At 41.4% G+C, this 19059-nt stretch carries 21 protein-coding genes; 16 read left to right on the top strand and 5 right to left on the bottom strand.

The annotated features are described in order from the left end of the window. Positions 1–35: 35 nt before the first annotated feature. The 9 genes from ACM0OW_RS00720 to menB all read left to right on the top strand — a co-directional run bounded on the left by ACM0OW_RS00720 (position 36) and on the right by menB (position 7339). Entirely contained in the window at positions 36–722 is a 687-nt protein-coding gene (locus tag ACM0OW_RS00720; protein WP_414548421.1) for an energy-coupling factor ABC transporter permease, read from the top strand. Next, entirely contained in the window at positions 709–1011 is a 303-nt protein-coding gene (locus ACM0OW_RS00725) for an energy-coupling factor ABC transporter substrate-binding protein (RefSeq protein ID WP_414548121.1), read from the top strand. The genes ACM0OW_RS00720 and ACM0OW_RS00725 overlap by 14 nt, the downstream gene beginning before the upstream one ends. Beyond that, positions 1008–1793 (top strand): cobalt ECF transporter T component CbiQ, encoded by a 786-nt coding sequence (gene cbiQ, locus ACM0OW_RS00730; protein WP_414548122.1) that lies wholly within the window; start codon positions 1008–1010, stop codon positions 1791–1793. The genes ACM0OW_RS00725 and cbiQ overlap by 4 nt, the downstream gene beginning before the upstream one ends. A gap of 230 nt (positions 1794–2023) precedes the next feature. Next, positions 2024–2854, top strand: a complete 831-nt coding sequence (locus tag ACM0OW_RS00735; RefSeq protein ID WP_414548123.1) for an energy-coupling factor ABC transporter ATP-binding protein — start codon at positions 2024–2026, stop codon at positions 2852–2854. A 637-nt stretch (positions 2855–3491) separates the two neighbouring features. Then, positions 3492–4415, top strand: coding sequence for an energy-coupling factor ABC transporter permease (locus ACM0OW_RS00740; protein ID WP_414548124.1), 924 nt, complete (start codon positions 3492–3494; stop codon positions 4413–4415). Further along, positions 4408–5061: an energy-coupling factor transporter transmembrane component T family protein gene (locus ACM0OW_RS00745; protein WP_414548125.1), complete on the top strand. Its 654-nt coding sequence runs from the start codon at positions 4408–4410 to the stop codon at positions 5059–5061. The genes ACM0OW_RS00740 and ACM0OW_RS00745 overlap by 8 nt, the downstream gene beginning before the upstream one ends. Before the next feature lie 10 nt (positions 5062–5071). Next, a complete protein-coding gene (locus ACM0OW_RS00750; RefSeq protein ID WP_414548126.1) occupies positions 5072–5854 on the top strand; it encodes an energy-coupling factor ABC transporter ATP-binding protein in 783 nt (260 codons plus the stop codon). 70 nt (positions 5855–5924) lie between these two features. Then, positions 5925–6398 carry a hypothetical protein gene (locus ACM0OW_RS00755; RefSeq protein ID WP_414548422.1) on the top strand — a complete coding sequence of 158 codons (474 nt, stop codon included), beginning with the start codon at positions 5925–5927 and terminating at the stop codon, positions 6396–6398. A 107-nt stretch (positions 6399–6505) separates the two neighbouring features. After that, the gene (gene menB, locus ACM0OW_RS00760) at positions 6506–7339 is read left to right on the top strand and encodes a 1,4-dihydroxy-2-naphthoyl-CoA synthase (RefSeq protein ID WP_414548127.1); all 834 of its coding nucleotides are present in this window, start codon (positions 6506–6508) and stop codon (positions 7337–7339) included. Between the two features lie 191 nt (positions 7340–7530). Here menB and ACM0OW_RS00765 read toward each other — a convergent pair whose 3' ends face one another. Continuing rightward, positions 7531–7845 (bottom strand): hypothetical protein, encoded by a 315-nt coding sequence (locus tag ACM0OW_RS00765; protein ID WP_414548128.1) that lies wholly within the window; start codon positions 7843–7845, stop codon positions 7531–7533. Positions 7846–8256: 411 nt separating this feature from the next. Further along, complete coding sequence (locus ACM0OW_RS00770; protein ID WP_414548129.1) at positions 8257–8799, bottom strand: DUF721 domain-containing protein; 543 nt, start codon at positions 8797–8799, stop codon at positions 8257–8259. Between the two features lie 103 nt (positions 8800–8902). On the opposite strand from ACM0OW_RS00770, the gene ACM0OW_RS00775 reads away from it, so the two are divergent. From ACM0OW_RS00775 to ACM0OW_RS00795, 5 genes are all read left to right on the top strand, one after another. Beyond that, positions 8903–10099, top strand: coding sequence for a hypothetical protein (locus tag ACM0OW_RS00775; RefSeq protein WP_414548130.1), 1197 nt, complete (start codon positions 8903–8905; stop codon positions 10097–10099). 135 nt (positions 10100–10234) lie between these two features. Beyond that, positions 10235–10942 (top strand): PspA/IM30 family protein, encoded by a 708-nt coding sequence (locus ACM0OW_RS00780; RefSeq protein ID WP_414548131.1) that lies wholly within the window; start codon positions 10235–10237, stop codon positions 10940–10942. Positions 10943–11104: 162 nt separating this feature from the next. Continuing rightward, positions 11105–11887: a PspA/IM30 family protein gene (locus ACM0OW_RS00785; protein WP_414548132.1), complete on the top strand. Its 783-nt coding sequence runs from the start codon at positions 11105–11107 to the stop codon at positions 11885–11887. 428 nt (positions 11888–12315) lie between these two features. Further along, on the top strand, positions 12316–12651 hold the full coding sequence (locus tag ACM0OW_RS00790) for a thioredoxin family protein (RefSeq protein ID WP_414548133.1): 336 nt from the start codon (positions 12316–12318) through the stop codon (positions 12649–12651). A 143-nt stretch (positions 12652–12794) separates the two neighbouring features. Beyond that, positions 12795–13967 (top strand): LL-diaminopimelate aminotransferase, encoded by a 1173-nt coding sequence (locus tag ACM0OW_RS00795; protein WP_414548134.1) that lies wholly within the window; start codon positions 12795–12797, stop codon positions 13965–13967. A 10-nt stretch (positions 13968–13977) separates the two neighbouring features. Here the strand turns inward: ACM0OW_RS00795 and ACM0OW_RS00800 are convergent, their stop codons facing one another. The 3 genes from ACM0OW_RS00800 to ACM0OW_RS00810 form a co-directional block, all read right to left on the bottom strand. Continuing rightward, positions 13978–14667: an HpsJ family protein gene (locus ACM0OW_RS00800; RefSeq protein ID WP_414548135.1), complete on the bottom strand. Its 690-nt coding sequence runs from the start codon at positions 14665–14667 to the stop codon at positions 13978–13980. 301 nt (positions 14668–14968) lie between these two features. Further along, positions 14969–15112, bottom strand: a complete 144-nt coding sequence (locus ACM0OW_RS00805) for a hypothetical protein (protein ID WP_414548136.1) — start codon at positions 15110–15112, stop codon at positions 14969–14971. A gap of 75 nt (positions 15113–15187) precedes the next feature. Next, positions 15188–16048 (bottom strand): PEP-CTERM sorting domain-containing protein, encoded by an 861-nt coding sequence (locus ACM0OW_RS00810; RefSeq protein ID WP_414548137.1) that lies wholly within the window; start codon positions 16046–16048, stop codon positions 15188–15190. 359 nt (positions 16049–16407) lie between these two features. Here ACM0OW_RS00810 and ACM0OW_RS00815 point away from each other — a divergent pair, with 359 nt between their 5' ends. Together ACM0OW_RS00815 and uvrC are read left to right on the top strand one after the other, a co-directional pair. Further along, the gene (locus tag ACM0OW_RS00815) at positions 16408–16998 is read left to right on the top strand and encodes a PEP-CTERM sorting domain-containing protein (protein ID WP_414548138.1); all 591 of its coding nucleotides are present in this window, start codon (positions 16408–16410) and stop codon (positions 16996–16998) included. Between the two features lie 174 nt (positions 16999–17172). Beyond that, the gene (gene uvrC, locus ACM0OW_RS00820) at positions 17173–19050 is read left to right on the top strand and encodes an excinuclease ABC subunit UvrC (protein WP_414548139.1); all 1878 of its coding nucleotides are present in this window, start codon (positions 17173–17175) and stop codon (positions 19048–19050) included. Positions 19051–19059: the final 9 nt, after the last annotated feature.

The raw sequence follows: 19059 nt of genomic DNA on the forward strand, positions 1-19059 counted from the left end.
ACATCATCGTGGGAGCATCCGCACCAGCTTATGCGATGCACATTATGGAAGGCTACTTACCAGCGAGTTGGGCAATTTTTTGGTGGGTAGTAACCGTACCATTTTTGGTTTTAGGATTGCGATCGCTGACTCGGATCACCCAAGCCAACCCTGAACTAAAATTACTTTTAGCATTAGCAGGAGCCTTTACCTTTGTTTTGTCAGCCCTGAAAATACCTTCAGTTACAGGTAGTTCTTCTCATCCTACAGGTACTGGCTTAGGAGCCGTGTTATTTGGCCCTTTAGCTATGTCAGTGTTAGGGACGCTGGTTTTATTGTTTCAGGCGTTGCTGATGGCGCATGGTGGTTTAACAACACTGGGAGCTAATGCTTTTTCGATGGCGATCGCGGGACCATTTGCCGCCTACTGGATATATCATCTGATCAAGCGGCTCACTGGTAAGCAACGAATCGCCATCTTTTTAGCCGCAGCTTTGGCAAATTTACTCACTTACATCATTACCTCTGTACAACTCGCCCTAGCTTTTCCGGCACCTGTGGGTGGTTTTATGGCATCATTCGCTAAGTTTGCCGGCATTTTTGCCATTACTCAAGTTCCTTTGGCAATTAGTGAAGGTTTGCTGACTGTGTTGGTGTGGAACTGGTTACAATCCTACACGCCACAAGAACTCGAATTATTAAATTTAATTAAAGGGAAAGCTCAAAGTAATGAATCAGTCTAAACAAGGATTGAATAACTGGCTTTTAATATTAGCCGTGATCATTTTAGCAGTCGCCCCCTTAATATTTATTCGGGACGCAGAATTTAATGGTGCGGATGGAGAAGCCGAAGCAGCGATTGGGGAAGTTCAGCCTAGTTATGAACCTTGGTTTCAACCTGTTTTTGAACCGCCTAGTGGTGAAGTAGAAAGCTTGTTATTCAGTTCTCAAGCTGCTTTGGGTGCTGGAGTAATTGGTTATGTGATTGGATTATATAAGGAGCGTGACCGCCAGCAAAGGAAAAAAGGATGACGCTGCAAATAGATACTCTGGCTTATACTAATCGGTTGCGATGGTTAGCGCCAGAGCAAAAATTATTATTTGCGATCGCCTTACTAATTATCACTGCCTTTGCTCATCCGCCAGTACAGATTTTAACTGCCATCTGGATGAGTATTTGGACAGTGATTTATGCTAAAATCCCCCTAAAAATATATCTAAAATTAGTTTATATTGCTACTTTGTTCTGGTTCACCAGTTTGCCAGCTTTAGTAATTAATGGTATACATATTAATTACCTTAGTTTGATCCAAGATGATGCAATCATTGGGTTTAATTTGGTTTCTTACTATATCTATATTAGTTATCATGGAATCGAGCAAGGATGGACAATCTTAACACGAGCGATCGCTTCACTTTCTTGCTTATATTTTATCATGTTAACTACCCCATTTACTGAGCTTTTACAAACCTTGCGTCGCTTTGGTTTTCCAGTGCTGCTCACAGATATTTTATTATTAATGTACCGTTTTATTTTCGTGTTATTAAACACAGCTTCCCAAATTTGGACTGCACAACAGTCTCGTGGTGGCTACAGCACTTTTAGAATTGGCATCAAAAGTTTATCGCTATTGATTGGACAACTACTCAGGCGCACCCTAGAAAATTATCAACAAGTTTCTTTAAGTTTAGCCTCACGGGGTTTTAATGGTGAATTTAAAGTTTGGCATCCCCATCGCTATCATCTCTCTAAACGCTATGCTATAGAAGCAATTATCGGATGTGTAGTTTTAATAGGATTGGCATGGGGCTAGAAACTGCAAAGCGCAAGTCAAAAGTCAAAAGTCAAAAATATTTATTATCGAACTTACGCAAGAATTACGGAGTAACGAACCACAGAGACGCAGAGGACACAGAGGAATAGGGTTTGAGAGAGTTTTTGCGTCAGTCCTGTATTATATAGGCTTTTCATTAATTTTAAATGTTTGGCTATGTAAGCCGACCTGTAATAGAAACCGAGGTTCTAAATTGCCTTATTATAATTATGCAGCAATCATTACTAGAATTTGAACAAGTACATTACACATATCCAGGCACAAAACAATTAGTTTTAAATGCTTTAACACTAAAAATACCAGCAAAAAAGAAATGTGCATTAATAGGTCAAAATGGTTGCGGTAAAACTACACTATTTTTATTAGCTAATGGTTTATATAAATCCCAAAAAGGAAATATCAAATGGCAAGGAGAAGCGCTAAAATATGACCGGAAATCTTTGCTAAATTTACGCCAAAAAGTTGGACTAATTTTTCAAGATCCAGAGCAACAATTGGTAGCCTCGACTGTAGAAGAAGATATTTCTTACGGCTTGTGTAATTTGGGGTTACCAACAGCAGAAATTCAACAACGTATTGAGTCCGCTTTAGTTGAGTTTGGATTAACTGAATTAGCCCAAAGACCTGTACATCATCTGAGCTTGGGGCAGAAAAAACGAGTTTCCATTGCTGATGTCATGGTGCTAAAACCAGAACTGCTATTACTAGATGAACCAACAGCATATCTAGATAGGTTACATACCCGTAACTTAATGGCAACCCTGCAAAACATTCATGCCTCTGGGACAACCATATTAATGGCAACCCATGACCTAGATTTAGTATACCGTTGGGCAGACTGGGTATTTGTCATGGATAGAGGAAAACTGATCTTAGAAGGAACACCCCCAAATGTATTTAGCCAGCGGGAAATTTTGGAAGATTTACAGCTAGGAGTGCCACTTATATATGAAATATTATTTGCCCAAGAACTAACAGAAGAAGAGCAGATTATAGCAGATTTCCGGCAGAGAATATTGAAACTTTTTCCTTACTTTTAGAATACAGTTCAGTTCAAAATTTCTGCCTCCACTTTCTTCTCTGTGCGACCCTTGCCGTTCTTAGCAGTTCCTTAAAGCCTGGGTTGATTTATTTAACCTAGCTGAATTTGAATATAAAATGCCAAAATCACATAACTCTAACTGGGAGCAACGCGATTTTGTGAGGTTCGGAAATTTGGTAATATAAGTTACCTAAGCTTTGAGCGATCGCTACCTAGAAAAGGTAAAAATAGGGAATTTCAACCAGGGTTTATTAGGAATCAGCCCTGGTAATTGAGATATAAAATCCGATCTCACATTTTCGCGTTGCTCCCACTCTAACTCTTCTTCTCTGCGACTCTGCGCCTCTGCGTGAATTTATTTATCCAAATTACTCATAATACCCTAAAAATCTCATTCCCCCCAAAGCTACATAAGTAATTTCACTAAAACTTCATTTCTAGTTCCCAGTTGATTATCAGCAATAAATTTCAATATTATTTAACGAAAAATTTATTATATGGATTTTCTGACTAACACGATAAAATCCCCCAAGAGGGCATTGCCAAAACCAGCAAAATTCTGTTTTCTATTAATGTGATACCGTAATGACATTCTTGACATTGTGTGAGTCCACACATTCAATACAGAGTAAATAATGCATATTCCTGATGGATTTCTTTCAGTTCCCGTAGCTGCGGCTACTGGTTTAGTGAGTGCTGTAGCACTTGTTGTGGCTTGTGGGCGATCGCAAGAAGCCTTTGGTATCCGTCGCGCCCCCATACTCGGCTTAACCACGGCGTTTATTTTTGCCGCCCAGATGGTCAATTTTCCGGTAGCAGGAGGCACAAGTGGTCACCTGCTAGGGGGAACCTTAGCGGCCATAGTTCTGGGTAGTCCTTGGGCAGCGATGTTGTCCATGACCACAGTTTTTATTATTCAAGCTGTGCTATTTGCCGATGGTGGGATCACAGCCTTGGGAGCAAATATTTTAAATGCGGGAGTGATTGCTGTATGGGTGGGCTGGGTATTAACCCAAACGTTACAACGGCTATTGGGAGGCTCTAAAGGTCGTTTACCCCTAGCAGCTGGGATTGCGGCTGGTGTCAGCATAGTTGTAGCATCTGTAGCTGGTGCCATTCAGTTAGTGCTTTCGGGAACGGCATCCGCCGCCATAGTTTTACCCGCCATGACGGGAGTACATATTCTGATTGGGATAGGCGAAGGCTTAATTACTGGTGGTGTACTGGTTTACCTCGCCAAAGCCAGACCTGATTTACTACCAGGAGAGGAGCAGCAGTTTAAAGGTTGGTTGGTTCCTGTAATCAGTATTTTATTAGTTGCCGGTGTGTTATCTTTGGTGGCTTCAGGATGGCCTGACGGTTTGGAAAGAGTTGCAGAAAACTTAGGTTTTATAGATTTAGCCGAGCAAGTGCGAGTAGAAGTGCCAACACCCTTAGCTGACTACGGTATTGAGGGTTTAGGAGCAATTAGTACGAGTATTGCGGGATTAGTGGGTTCGGCAGTTTGCTTTGCTGTTGCTTTTGGAATTGCCAAGGTCATGAAACCCAAAAATGCTTAAAATTGCTTTGCCGTTACGCTTGCAACTGTCTTTAGTAATTGTGGTAGGGTCAGCTTTACTACAGTTTAATGCTTGGCTGTGCTTGGGGATATATGGGGCGATCGCTCTGGTTTGGGCAGTATATTTACGCGTACCCATTCTCCAACTAGGCGGCTTACTCGGCACTGAATTAATTTTCCTCTCATTCATGGCATTACCTTTGGGATGGGAACGCGCGAGTTTTTTATTGGTGCGTTCCCTGGTTTGTCTAGTTACCATGAATAGTTTTTTGTTAACTTTACCTCCCCATAGTTTCGGTATTGCCTTAAAAAGTTTACCTGTACCCGCTCCAATCAAGGCTAATTTACTCTTAGCTGGGCAGTATCTAGAAATTTTGCTCGATGAAGTCACACGAATGCAGCGCAGCGCTCAATTGCGGGGTTTAAATGGTGCTGTGGGATGGTTGCGCTATACAAGTGCGGCGATGATTGGAGCCTTATATCTCCGCAGTTTAGATCGAGCAGAACGAGTTTATGCGGCAATGGTTATGCGTGGTTACAATGGCCAGCTACCTAAAGATGCAACATTTAGACCAAAAGAGCGTTTTGCCTTGTTATTAGCTTGGGCGATCGCATCTGGTTTGACCGTAACTTCTTACATAATTTAGCGCAGGTATTTTGAAATCTTTGACTTTTGATCCCCAAACTTCCACAGATCACCCCCACCCGACAGTGATTGAGGTGCAAAATCTGGTGTATGCCTATGCTCACCAGGAACCAGTATTGCAAGAACTTTCCTTTACTTTGAATGCAGGGGATGCCTACGGCGGTAAGCTACGTGTGGCGTTAATGGGTGCAACTGGTTCTGGTAAAAGCACTTTATTGGAAAACCTGATTGGTTTAAAACAACCAAGTTCGGGAAAAATTTTGATTAATGGTATCCCTCTAGAACCGAAAACCCTGCCTCAAGTGCGGCGTGACATCGGTTTTGGCTTTCAAGATGCCACTGATCAACTATTTATGCCCACCATCTTAGAAGATATTACCTTTGGTCCGCGTAATTACGGTGTTCCCCCAGCCGTAGCCATTGATCGCGCTAGGCAATTATTAACAGATTTTGGTTTAGAAGCTTACGCTCACCGTTCCACTCACGAACTTTCAGGAGGACAAAGACGACTTGCTGCTTTAGCGGCAATTTTAGCCCTAGAACCGACAATTCTGATTTTAGATGAACCAACTAACGGACTTGATCCCGCATGGCGACGGCATTTAGCACAAGTATTGTTAAATTTGCCCGTGCAGGTAATGTTAATTGCTTCTCATGAATTACATTGGTTGGGGAAAGTGACTCAACGTGCTTTGGTGCTATCTCATGGACGTATTCAAATAGACACTGATACCCAAGCACTTTTACAAGAGAAAGATACTTTAAATCAGTTGGGTTTGCCTGTAGATTGGTAAACTACGTTTTTCAATGCGAAATCACACAATTATTAGCTAAGATTATTTGGGTTTGATTGGTGTTGAGGGATTGTCTGTGTGGCGTAAGTTGATTGTAATTGTTCCTGTGAGTCTGAGTATTGCTTTACTGGTTAGTAGTTGTGAGGATCAAGTCACCCAATGTCAGCGACTGATTCAGGTGGTGAATGCCGGTAACTCTTTGATTGATCAAAATAAAGGAGAACAGGTAGTCACCAGCTTGCAACTTTCCAGGGATTTGCAAGTGATCACCCAATCTTTAAAAAAACTGAATTTAACAGACCCGAATCTCAAAGAATTTCAAAGCAATTTTGCCAGTATATTTGAGAATCTGAGTCAGGCGATCGCCACAGCATCTGAAGCACTTGGTACAGCTAAAAGTGCAGAAGCATCACCAGCAGGTAGGGAAAAACTCCAAAAGGCTAGAACACAAATTGATACATCTTTGACATCAGCCCAGAGTGCTGGGAAACAATCGGATGCGTTAGTTGAAGACCTGAATAAATACTGCGGTCCGACAAATTGAAATTAACAAAGTTATAGTAAAAAGCTGCTCTAATTCTTGTAAATTATTTAAGAATCTTTAAAAATTCCTCAAATAAAATTCTGAATTACCGTATTACTCTATACATCATGCAAATAAACTGGCAAATAGCAAAAAATTACGAAGACATCACATATCACAAAACGGATGGCATCGCTAAAATAACTATTAACCGTCCCCATAAACGTAATGCCTTTCGCCCTAAAACTGTCTTTGAACTGTACGATGCTTTCTGTGATGCTCGTGAAGATACTAGTATTGGCGTAGTCCTGTTTACTGGTGCTGGCCCCCACACTGATGGTAAATACGCTTTCTGTTCTGGTGGAGACCAAAGTGTACGCGGAAAGGCGGGTTATGTTGACGATGCGGGAATCCCCAGGCTAAATGTGTTGGACTTGCAACGCTTGATTCGTTCGATGCCAAAAGTGGTAATTGCTTTAGTCGCTGGATATGCTATTGGTGGTGGACACGTCCTACACCTAATTTGTGACCTCAGCATTGCTGCCGATAATGCGATTTTTGGACAGACTGGCCCCAAAGTGGGCAGTTTCGATGGCGGTTTTGGTGCAAGTTATCTCGCCCGCGTTGTGGGACAAAAAAAAGCGCGAGAAATTTGGTTTCTTTGCCGCCAATATAATGCCCAACAAGCTCTAGATATGGGTTTAGTAAATACTATTGTCCCAGTAGAACAGTTAGAAGCTGAAGGTATTCAATGGGCGCAAGAAATTTTAGAAAAAAGTCCCACGGCAATTCGCTGTCTGAAATCAGCATTCAATGCTGACTGTGACGGACAAGCTGGTTTACAAGAACTCGCCGGGAACGCCACTCTACTGTATTACATGACAGAAGAGGGTTCTGAGGGCAAACAAGCCTTTTTAGAAAAACGTCCTCCAAATTTTCGCACCTTTCCTTGGCTACCTTAAAATTACAGGTATTTTGAGGTAAATAGATTAAACTCTAGGGGCGCAAGGCCTTGCGCCCCTAGGACAGATGTGGTTCAAATACATAAAACATGATGTATAAAAATCGCACCTGAGAACCAGATGCGATTTTTTTTGGTAAAAGTATTCAAGATTTATATTATTTTTTCCCCATTGAGTCCAGTATTGGGCGACTAAATTTGTCCTACCTTAGTCTTAGCTTCTTGCAAGGTGTAGTATGCTATTTCCTCTACAGGGGCAAGAACAGTATTGTCTGCATCTGTAGCCAAAGTTGGTGAAGAACCTAAAATTCTTGTTGCATCTGGTAAATCCCAAGCGTCTTCCAAAGTTTCCCAAGAAGGTGCAAAAGGTGGGAGCGCCAAAGAGCAAGCTTTCCACCCTGCTTGGACTGGGCTTCCTAGCTGCTGGCACATTCCGCCTCGGCGACCTTCTGGCTGGTAATGACGACAATATCTACAGGCAGATGTGAAGAATTTAATAGGTTTCATTTGGGTACATCTTTAATGCAGTTCATGGTTAATTTACATATTTATATTTTGCTCCTATATATAAAGAGGTAATATGACCAATAAGTCATTATTGTACATAGGTTTCAGCGATCCCCACTACAAAATAAACTTTAGAATGTTTTTATATTCTTGTTATATATGTAAATGATTGCAGTAGTGGATACACACTAAAATTTAACTAAAAATGGCTGGGGATCAATGCTAAGGTTAGAGGTTTTAATTTAAATTAAATTGTAAACCCGTGAGTTAGGCATCAATTTTGGCATAAACTTCCGGCGATTATTCAGAATAATTGGCATAATTTTAGAGAAATTAGATATCAATACAGTTCAATTACGTATTTCTATTTTTCTTTCTTCTCTGTGTTTTCTCGGAGTTATTTGTAAATTTCTAAAACTGCTTGGTAGCACAAACACAACAGACTTGCCAACGCTGGAGTTCACCAGGTGGGGTGGGCGCTTGACATTGAGGACAAAGGGGTAGTCCTTGCGATCGCGCTTGCATTGTTTTCGCCCAAGACTCAAAAGCAGTATTAGCACTTTGAAGAGTGGGTTTAACTTGACTCCGAGAACGAGTAATTTTACCTAAATAACTGGGATGTGACTGTGGGATGACGGTTTCCGGGTGTAAGTAATCAGGACGGGGTTGCCAATCTTTAGTAGAAAAGCGAATATCGACCAAAGGTTCGGATAAATTTTGATTTAACTTTAAAAGCAGAGTTGTGCGTCCAAATGTCATGTTCTGCGCCCAAGCAGCGCTAGAAGTTGCTACCTGCAAAATATCACGCTGAATAGATAATGGTCGGGTATGTTTAGCAGCCACTTTGCCGACAATATCTGGCCATAACTCCAGCAAGTGCTGAAATGGGTGTTGTTGCCATTTGGCCTGTTGTTTTAAAACGCCTAAAATATTATTAACTGATTGCAATGACATCTTTAAGATTAATGAATGTGATCTTTCTATGTATTAAACAATTTTCGCTACTATTATGGCGCTGATTAAAATTAATTCACTAGTCTAGCTTTGAGGTGTAGAGGTGACGAATCAAGATTCTATAATAGATGCCAAAACGAAATTATCTCAAACGTCTAACTTGAAGCCACCATTGGCCGCAGCGTTGGCGAGTTTAGAAGTCCCTATAGATAAAGAGTTAGCCCGATACCGACGCACACGAATTGGAGTCAGGATACAGAATCAATCCCAGATGGGAAGTTACATCAGCAGTCAAGCCTCAGATTTGCTGGATAATCAGGCGATGGAGGGCGAACAAAATGCGATTCATGGCAGGTCTGCATTTATACTGAATGGGACTGCTGAACAAAACCCAGCACCAACTAACGCCGATTATTTCAACTTACTCTCTAATTCCGAATCTATCGGCACTCACATTCCCCAGTCTTCAAGCAATTCTTCTAGCAGTATTGTACCTGCGGGGGTTCATGCTGATCAAAATGACAACTTCGATCTAACAAATGATCATCCTGCACAACCAGATGATTACTTAGAATCAAGCGAAGCACTGCTGCGAAGTTTGGCAGATGAACAACAGCCCACAGAAACGCCGAGTCATACCAATGATAATTTTCTATCACCTTTGGGTATTGGCTCAATGTTACTGCTATTACTGGCTAGTCTCACTTTGGGTTATGTCGTATTGAATCCTAATTCTGAAGGCTGGTCTCCGTTTAATCTCAGTAGATTGTTTCAAACTGGCTCATCGCCGAATCCTGCGGAAAATACGGAAGAAGTTGAAAGTAACATCCAAGGTCAAACTCCACCAGAAATTACACCCATACCTAAGTATCCTAATTTAGCAGCGAAAGAATTTCCAGAGGTGAGAAACCCCACTGATATAGTTGGTTTACAGCCCAAAGTTCAACCGACACCCAGCCCAGTTATTACCCAACCACCAGTAATTACTCCAGATACGCAGTTATTACCACAGTTGCCGGTCATACCGCCTGTGAATTTACCCCCAACTTCCACAGAGGAAAGCACAACTCCACCCAATGCCAATGCAGAACTCAAACCAGCAGCAGATGGGTTTTATCATATAGTGATGGATAATCAAGGCGATCGCGCGCTCTCTAATGCTCAAAAAGTAGTTCCCGATGCTTATTTATCACGTGGACAAACTTTGATTTATCTAGGTTCAGTCAAGTCGCCAGAGGCCGCAAAACAAAAGGTACAAAAGCTACAGTCCCAAGGTATCAAAGCCAGAATTCAGCAGTAATGAGTTGTGAAAAACTAAGCTAGGATGAGAAAAACATCATTAAATCAGTGAACGGTTAACAGTTAAAAGTTAACAGTTCACTAACGTGTCTCCCCAAGAACAGCAATTTTTCCCGAACATCAATGGAGAGCCGATATGGAATTTATCAAGCGTATCCTGCGGATAATTCGCGCTAACATCAATAGTCTCATCGGCAATGCAGAAGATCCTGAAAAAATTCTGCAACAAGCTGTAATCGAAATGCAGGAAAACTTGATCCGATTACGACAAGGTGTAGCACAAGCGATCGCTACTCAAAAACGCACTGAACGACAGGCGGTAGCAGCCCAATCAACCTCAGAAGAATGGTATCGTCGCGCGCAATTGGCACTACAACAAGGAAACGAAGTTTTAGCCAGAGAAGCTTTAACTAAACGTAAAGCTTATCAAGAAACGGCTACGGCTCTATTTAGTCAAATAGAGCAGCAAAATGATGTGGTAGCTAGACTAAAAAAAGATACGCGATCGCTGGAGTTGAAAATTGGTGAGGCTAAAACCAAAAAAGATATGTACATAGCTCGCGCTCGTTCAGCTGAGGCTACTGTCCGACTTCAGGATATGCTGGATACTAGTTCTGCTACCAGTAGTCTGGGTGCCTTTGAGCGCATGGAAGATAAAGTTTTGCAAATCGAAGCCCAATCCGAAGCGATCGCTGTACTCGGTACTGACGACTTGCAAAAAAAATTCGATTCCTTAGAATCGGCTGGTGACATTGATACAGAACTAGCAGCGATGAGAGTACAGGTTTTAGATGCAGGTAAAAATGCGTCGCCACAAAAGTTACCTAAAAGTCAAGACTCGTGAACGATTGGGCAATCATCAAAGTTAGGATATATCTTAAAAAATAACGGGTGTCGGTATTACCGAACCAAACCGGAAAGATTACATTGTAATGGGAAGCTATTAAATAGTAAAAAAGCGAACTGGACAACAAAGCGCGTAAACTCTACAAGGAAATACACAATTATGGGATTATTTGATCGCATTAGACGAGTAGTCAGTTCTAACCTCAACGATTTGGTTAATAAAGCTGAAGATCCAGAAAAAATGCTAGAGCAAGCCATCCTGGAAATGCAGGAAGACTTGGTACAGTTGCGTCAGGGTGTAGCTCAGGCGATCGCCGCTCAAAAACGGACTGAGAAACAGTACAATGATGCCCAAAATGAAATCAACAAGTGGCAACGCAACGCTCAGTTAGCACTACAGAAGGGCGATGAGAACTTAGCACGACAAGCCCTAGAACGCAAAAAAACTTTTACTGATACCGGACTGGCGCTGAAAACTAGCCTCGATCAGCAAACCACTCAATGTGAAACCCTCAAGCGCAACTTAATCCAGTTAGAAAGCAAGATTTCTGAAGCTAAGACCAAAAAAGAAATGCTCAAAGCTCGGATTACCTCTGCTAAAGCCCAAGAGCAACTGGAAGGTATGGTGCGGGGGATGAATAGCAGCAGCGCCATGTCCGCATTTGAGCGCATGGAAGAAAAAGTCATGATGCAAGAAGCTCGCGCTCAAGCAGGTGCAGAATTGACAGGTAATGATTTAGAAAGCCAATTTGCTCAGTTGGAAGGTAGCGATGTTGATGATGAATTGGCAGCGATGAAGGCAGGAATGCTACCACCTGCGGCTGCACCTAATCAAGCCCAACTACCACCAGAACAACAAAGCACCGCTCCTAAATCGAATCAAGGCAGTGAAGTTGTTGATTCCGACTTAGAAGCCCTAAAAAGGCAATTAGATCAATTGTAATTTTCTCTAACTACGCCATAGGCGCAAAATCCTATTTTTTTTACTCAGCCAGTCCCACAACCAACAGGTGTGGGATTTTACATTAGAGGGTGTTTTAAAAGTGTCCGGCTGTGATTTTAGGCACTTAATGATCCCCCCTAGCCCCCCGTTTAAAAGGGGGGAATTAGAATCAAAGTCCCCCTTTTTAACGGGGATTTAGGGGGATATAGAATGTTTTGCTACCGACAATAAGACTTTTAAAACATCCTCTTAGACATGGACGAATTTAAATCTACTGTTTCTCAAATCTTTGTAAGACTTTGTAAGAAACGTTTCTACATTCTTTGTGGGAGATTTAAATGCCCCTCTACATTAACAGCATCTAGCAGTTTTAAGATAAAGTATTGTATATGCGAACTTTGACCGATGCCACCTAATGGAGATATCTAATGAGTAAGGGTGTAATCACCATAACTGATAGTGACTTTGAAACCGAAGTATTGAAAGCCGAGCAGCCTGTATTGCTTTACTTTTGGGCTTCCTGGTGTGGCCCTTGTCAATTGATGTCGCCAATAATTAACCTAGCGGCTACCAAATACAGCGATCGCCTGAAAATTGTTAAAATTGAAGTCGATCCCAACCCGATGACTGTGAAACAGTACCAAGTAGAAGGCGTACCAGCCTTGAGACTAGTTCAGGGAGACAAAGTATTAGCATCCACAGAAGGAGCTATTGGCAAAGAAAAATTACTCAACTTCCTGGATACACACTTAAGTAGTAATTAGTCAATAGTATAGCTGATTGCTGAGTATAAAGCCATTTGCTTTAAGGCTTTGAGCCTCTGATGAAAACCGCTATAGCTGACTAAAAACTAATGACTAACGATTTACCCTGAGCGTAGCCGAAGGGCTAATGACTAACGACTAATATGCAGTTTGCTCAACGTTTACAACCCCTGCAATCCAATGTATTTGCTGATATGGACAAAGCGAAAGCTATGGCTTTATCAGCCCGAAGGCAGTTAATTGATTTATCTCTGGGGTCTTCTGATTTACCAGCCCAGCCCCACGTCATTGAGGCGATTTCTAAATCTCTCTATGATCCTAGTACCCACGGATACTTGTTGTTTCATGGTACACAAGCATTTCGCCAAGCCGCAGCTCACTGGTATGAACAAAAATTTGGCATCACAGTTGACCCAGAAACGGAAGTACTGCCCCTGATTGGTTCCCAGGAAGGTACAGCCCATTTACCCTTAGCACTGCTGAATCCAGGCGATTTTGCTCTGTTGCAAGATCCTGGCTACCCGTCCCACGCTGGGGGAGTTTATTTAGCTAGTGGTCAAATATACCCAATGCCGCTACTGGCAGAAAACAATTTTTTACCAGTATTTGCTGATATTCCGGCAGAGGTTTTGGTGCAATCGCGGATGATGGTATTGAGCTATCCTCATAATCCGACTGCGGCGATCGCCCCTTTATCTTTTTTCCAAGAAGCGGTGGCTTTTTGTCAACAGCATGATATCGCCTTAATTCATGATTTTCCCTATGTAGATTTGGTATTTGGCGAAACTGGGGATGTCGTTCCTTCTGTGCTGCAAGCTGACCCAGATAAAAGCGTCTCTATTGAATTTTTTACCCTTTCCAAATCCTACAATATGGGCGGTTTCCGCATCGGTTACGCCATTGGTAACGCCGAGTTAATTAAGGCTTTACGCCAAGTGAAAGCAGCCGTTGACTTTAATCAGTATAGGGGAATTTTGAATGGTGCGAGCGCTGCTTTAACAGGCCCTCAAGCCGGAGTCACAGAGGCGGTTACTACCTTCCGTAAACGTCGAGATGCTTTCATTAGCGCATTACACCGGATTGGTTGGCAAGTTCCCACTCCCAAAGGCACAATGTACATTTGGGCGAAATTACCCTCACCTTGGCATCAAAATTCAGTGGAATTCTGTACTCAATTAGTCAAACAAACTGGTGTCGCCGTTTCCCCCGGTGCTGGCTTTGGCAAATCTGGGGAAGGATATGTCCGCTTTGCTTTGGTGCATGAACCACCTTTGTTAGAAACTGCTGTAGAGAGAATTGCCGAATTTATGCGTTAACTGCTGATGCTCATAAATTTAGACGCACCCAATCTGTAGAAGACCAAATCCAAATAAAGGCGACTGCACAAACTAAAGCGCCCAAATTCCATTTAACAGAATTTCTAATCAGCTTTTGGCGATTATTTTTCTGCACAGCTTGAGTTTGATTTTTCACATTGTTTTCTAACTGTTGAATTTGAAATAATAGTTGACTTCTTACTTCTTGAGGATTTTCCAATTCTGGAATATTAGCATTAGGATTTAAAGATTGAAAAATCTGATTGATGTCCTGGTTAGTTTTAGAGTTAGTTAATAATTTCTTAACTTGTTGCACTTGAGCAAGTTGTTGAGATGACTGCTGATTGGTCTGTAAATTATTCTGATTATGAATACGCCAAGTGTTAGTAATACCCAAGGGTACGAGTAAGATTAATAAAATTCCCGCCAATAAACAACCCCATGATAAAAATTGTAAAACATAACCCTCTGCTTGATGACGATAATTTCTTCCTCCTATAAATATAAATACTAATCCGATTAAGGGTAGCGGTGAGTGTTGGACTAATGCCCCTATGGTCTGAAATTCCCAAGCAGGATTGAACAATTGAAGTGGGATCAAAATATCAATAAAGTCAATGAGGGATATGATTAATAGTAGGTATCCTACAAAGCGTAATTTATAGCTAGAGAGTTCATAAATTCTTTTTGCTTCGGTCATAAAAAATATTTGCTAGGCTTTTCATTGACTGGGAATGGTTGGTTTATTTGCGCCATCCTGTACTAGCGTCCTACCCTACAAAGTGCTGAGTGCAGAGTGCTGAGTGGGTAGGGTTGGGTTTAAGCAGTCAGTCTGTGGTTCGTCGAAATTCTTAGTAAAACCTCCCGTACAGAAGTGAGTGGTGAGTAGAAACAAAGTAGTGGACTGACAAGCCTAAAATAGTGCATTAAACGTAGGTTGGGTTAAGCGCAGCGCAACCCAACGCTGCCAATGATGTTGGGTTTCCTTACGTCAACCCAACCTACAATTTTTTGCAACATTTTAAACTTTCCACACCAGTAGGGGCGGTTATGCCTACGCCATGCGAGCTATGACAGATATGTTTAATTACCAATAATAATTTTAATAAACCCGCCGCTACATCAAGGCTTTCGGCAATCAACAATGTCTTACCCTCCCTGGTGGTTGCTATATTTAAATTATCCACTGATGAAGGTTTTAATTTTTAACTATTAATTTTTCATTTTTTTAACTTGTTCTTTCTCCGCCAATAGTTTAAGCCACCAGCCACAGCTAATACACCAATACTAATCGTTTCGGAAGTTTCAAAAGGTACTTCAGCAGTGTTGGTAGTTAGGGATACGTTAGCGAGGTCAATACTAGCTCTTGCAGAAGTAGTATTATCTCCCAGAAAAATGAAGTTAGAAGTTCCATAAACATCACTTCCAAATCCAGAAGCGCCTTGATAGTTACGTAGCAACCCGGTTAAAAGTATCTGCTCACCGCTCTTTAATGTATAAGAGTCACCAGCAACATTCAAATTATAAGTAGTCAAGTTTGACAGTAAGCTTCCCACATCATTTACTTGCTCACCAATTGTTTGAAAGGAGGAATTATTCTGAGAAAAAATATCAGTATTCCTAAAACCTATTTCTATCCCTTGTTTATCACTACTCAAAGCAAGAACACTAAACCCTGCACGAAAAGCACCATTAGTTCCGTCATTGGTTTGCGAGTTAATTTTCACTGTAAAAGTGAGTCGGTAGCCAGCATTTCGATCCAACGTGGGAAATAATGGGTTAACTAGAGTAGTGGGAGTAATAACGCTTAACGGATTAGTGGGAGGATTAGCAACATTATAGTTGCTGTAGCCAGCATATATACTGTTATTTAAATTTGTATCTAAAGTTGTTACACCTCCACTGGCACTCTGCGTACCACCATTCGGACTACCAAAAATGAACCAAGGTGATGGTGAATTAAATTGGTTGGGTGTAACACCTGATGAGCCATCATACAGAGTCAGTGGTGCAGCCATACCCTTGTTAGCTGTCAGCAGTAAAGTTAAACCAATTGCGATCGCAGCTATTTGAGTTTTCATTGTATTTTTTATAACATTGAGTTTTTTAGGTGACTTGAGGATTTGGACAAATCTATAATAAATTATACTTTAAACGGCAAAAATCTTGAGTGTTATCTGGTAATTTATGCAATATTGATTTTTGTAGCCTGAAACTTTCATGGGAAAGTTGCATTATGTTGCATTATATTTATACACTGATGGGTAAAGCCCCGCCTTTGGCGATCGCATAATATATATCTCTAAATAAATACCGAAGGTTGCGATCGCGTATTCGTCCCTATTTTCGGTACATTTATCTAATTAAATCTTGAAGTCTTGTATGATGTTCTTGGTGACTTAGCTACTAAACATACCTACTCAGCTTAGGTGAAACAACAATGAGAAATACTCTGGAAAAATTAGTGGTTACGAGTGCGGTGTTCTTTGCCGTTGCGCTGGGAGGAGTGTCCAAGTCTCTTGCTGTTATCTATAATGGCACTACAGCCGGAGGAAATACGTGGGATCGTGTTAATGATGGAAACCCACCTATTTCCTTAAGTGGTATTGGACAAAATGTTCCGTATTCTGCTCAAGAGTTTTTTGTAGATACAGATGGTGCTTACAATTTCCTTTCAACAACCATCGACTGGGATAACTTCACCGCCCTATACGAATCCTCTTTTGACCCTAATGCACCATTGACCAATGTTTTAATAGCTAACGATGACTTTGACGGGAGTATAAGGAAGTCGGGTTTTAATAATGTCAATCTAGCAGCCAACCTATCTTACTTTTTTGTTACCACAGGGGTAGAAGCCTTAGACGATTTTGGAGATTTTACCAATGAGATCACAGGACCAGGAAGCGTAACTCTAGGTAGTCCCACCTCTATACCAACATCAGTACCAGAACCTTCAGTAATTTTGGGTATACTGGGTGTTGCTGGTATGTTAGCCACACAACGCAAGTTAAAAAAAGTATCTGGTTAAAGCTATTGTTTATTTAAATTAATAACCAAGTAAAGGAGCTAAATGCTTCTTTTTTTTTGACAAATTTTCTATTCTGTTAGCTCGTAGGACTTTGAAAACCAATAAATTGGGTAATCAACACAAAAGATTTATTTTTCTTAAAATAAGAATAGATGAAATTACTTAAATTAGGTTGTGGCCATATCTGCTCAAATAGTACCACTGATTAAAGATCCAGAAAGACTGGAGAACCGTCTAGCTGAAATTCCCCCGGAACCGGGAGTTTATTTCATGCGGGATGGTGAAGATCGCATTATATATATAGGTAAATCCCGAAAATTGCGATCGCGTGTTCGTTCCTATTTTCGGGACGGATATAACAAAAGCGATCGTATAGCCACAATGGTTAAGCAGGTGACAGAGATTGAGTTTATTGTCACCGATACAGAAGCTGAAGCTTTGGCGCTGGAAGCTAACTTAATTAAGCAACATCAGCCCTATTTTAATGTTTTACTCAAAGATGATAAAAAGTATCCTTACGTCTGTATAACCTGGTCAGAAGACTATCCGCGAATTTTTATCACCCGTAAACGCCAACTAGGTAAAGTCAAGGATAAGTTTTACGGCCCTTATACAGACACAAGTTTATTACGCGAAATACTACGCATATCTAAACGCATTTTTGCATTACGACAACGACCTCAACCACTGTTCAAAGACCGTCCTTGCTTAAATTATGACTTAGGGCGCTGTCCGGGTGTTTGTCAGCAGTTAATTTCACCGGAAGAATATCGCAAAACAGTGTTGAAAGTGGCGATGGTGTTTCAAGGAAGAACTCAAGAATTAATTGATATTCTTACCGCACAAATGCAAACCGCAGCCGAAGCGTTAAACTTTGAATCGGCGGCGCGGATTCGTGATCAAATCACTGATTTAAAATCGCTGAATGCTGACCAAAAAGTTTCTCTACCAGATGATACCGTTTCACGGGATGCTTTAGCGCTGGCAACCGACAAAGAACGCGCCTGTATTCAATTATTTCAGATTCGCGCCGGACAATTGGTCGGACGTTTAGCATTTATTGCAGATAGTCATGCTGAACCTGGAGCTATTTTACAACGAGTTTTAGAATCACATTATCAAACTGCGGATGCGGTAGAGATTCCCATAGAGATTTTAGTCCAGCATGAGTTACCAGATGCAGAAATCTTGGCAGATGTTTTGACTCAACGTAAGGGAAGAAAAGTCACAATTTTAGCTCCCCAGCGTCAAACTAAGGCAGAATTAATAGAGATGGTAGAGCGAAATGCTGAGTATGAATTGCAAAGAATGCAAAAACTAAGCGATCGCAACCATGAAGCAATGCAAGATTTAACCAATATTCTCGATTTACCGGATTTACCCCACCGCATCGAAGGTTATGATATTTCTCACATTCAGGGTTCCAACGCTGTAGCTTCCCAAGTTGTGTTTATTGATGGCTTACCGGGTAAACAGCACTATCGCCACTATAAAATTAAAAATCCCACAGTCACAGCCGGACATTCAGATGATTTTGCTAGTTTAGCCGAAGTTATCCAGAGACGGTTTCGCAAGTATAGCGAAGATCCCAAATTAGCCAGAGTGGGAAATCCTGACTGGCCTGATTTAATTATGATTGATGGCGGTAAAGGTCAATTATCCTCGGTTGTGGCTGTTTTGCAAGAGATGAATTTATTAGAAGACTTGCGCGTTGTCAGTTTAGCGAAGCAGCGAGAAGAGATTTTTTTACCGGGAGAATCGCAACCTTTAGAAACAGACGCAGAACAGCCAGGGGTGCAGTTATTGCGGCGGTTAAGAGATGAAGCACACCGATTTGCTGTAAGTTTCCATCGTCAGCAACGTAGTGATAAATTAAAGCGATCGCGTTTAGATGAAATTCCTGGTTTAGGACACCATCGCCAAAAGCAGCTTTTAGGGCATTTTCGTTCAGTTGATTATATTAGACAAGCGACACCAGCGCAACTAGCTGAGGTTCCGGGAATTGGGACAAGGTTAGCCCAAGAAATTTACGATTATTTTCATCCGGCTTGAGGAATCTGA

The sequence above is a fragment of the Anabaena sp. CCY 0017 genome (genome assembly GCF_963920885.1).
GTDB lineage: Bacteria > Cyanobacteriota > Cyanobacteriia > Cyanobacteriales > Nostocaceae > Nodularia.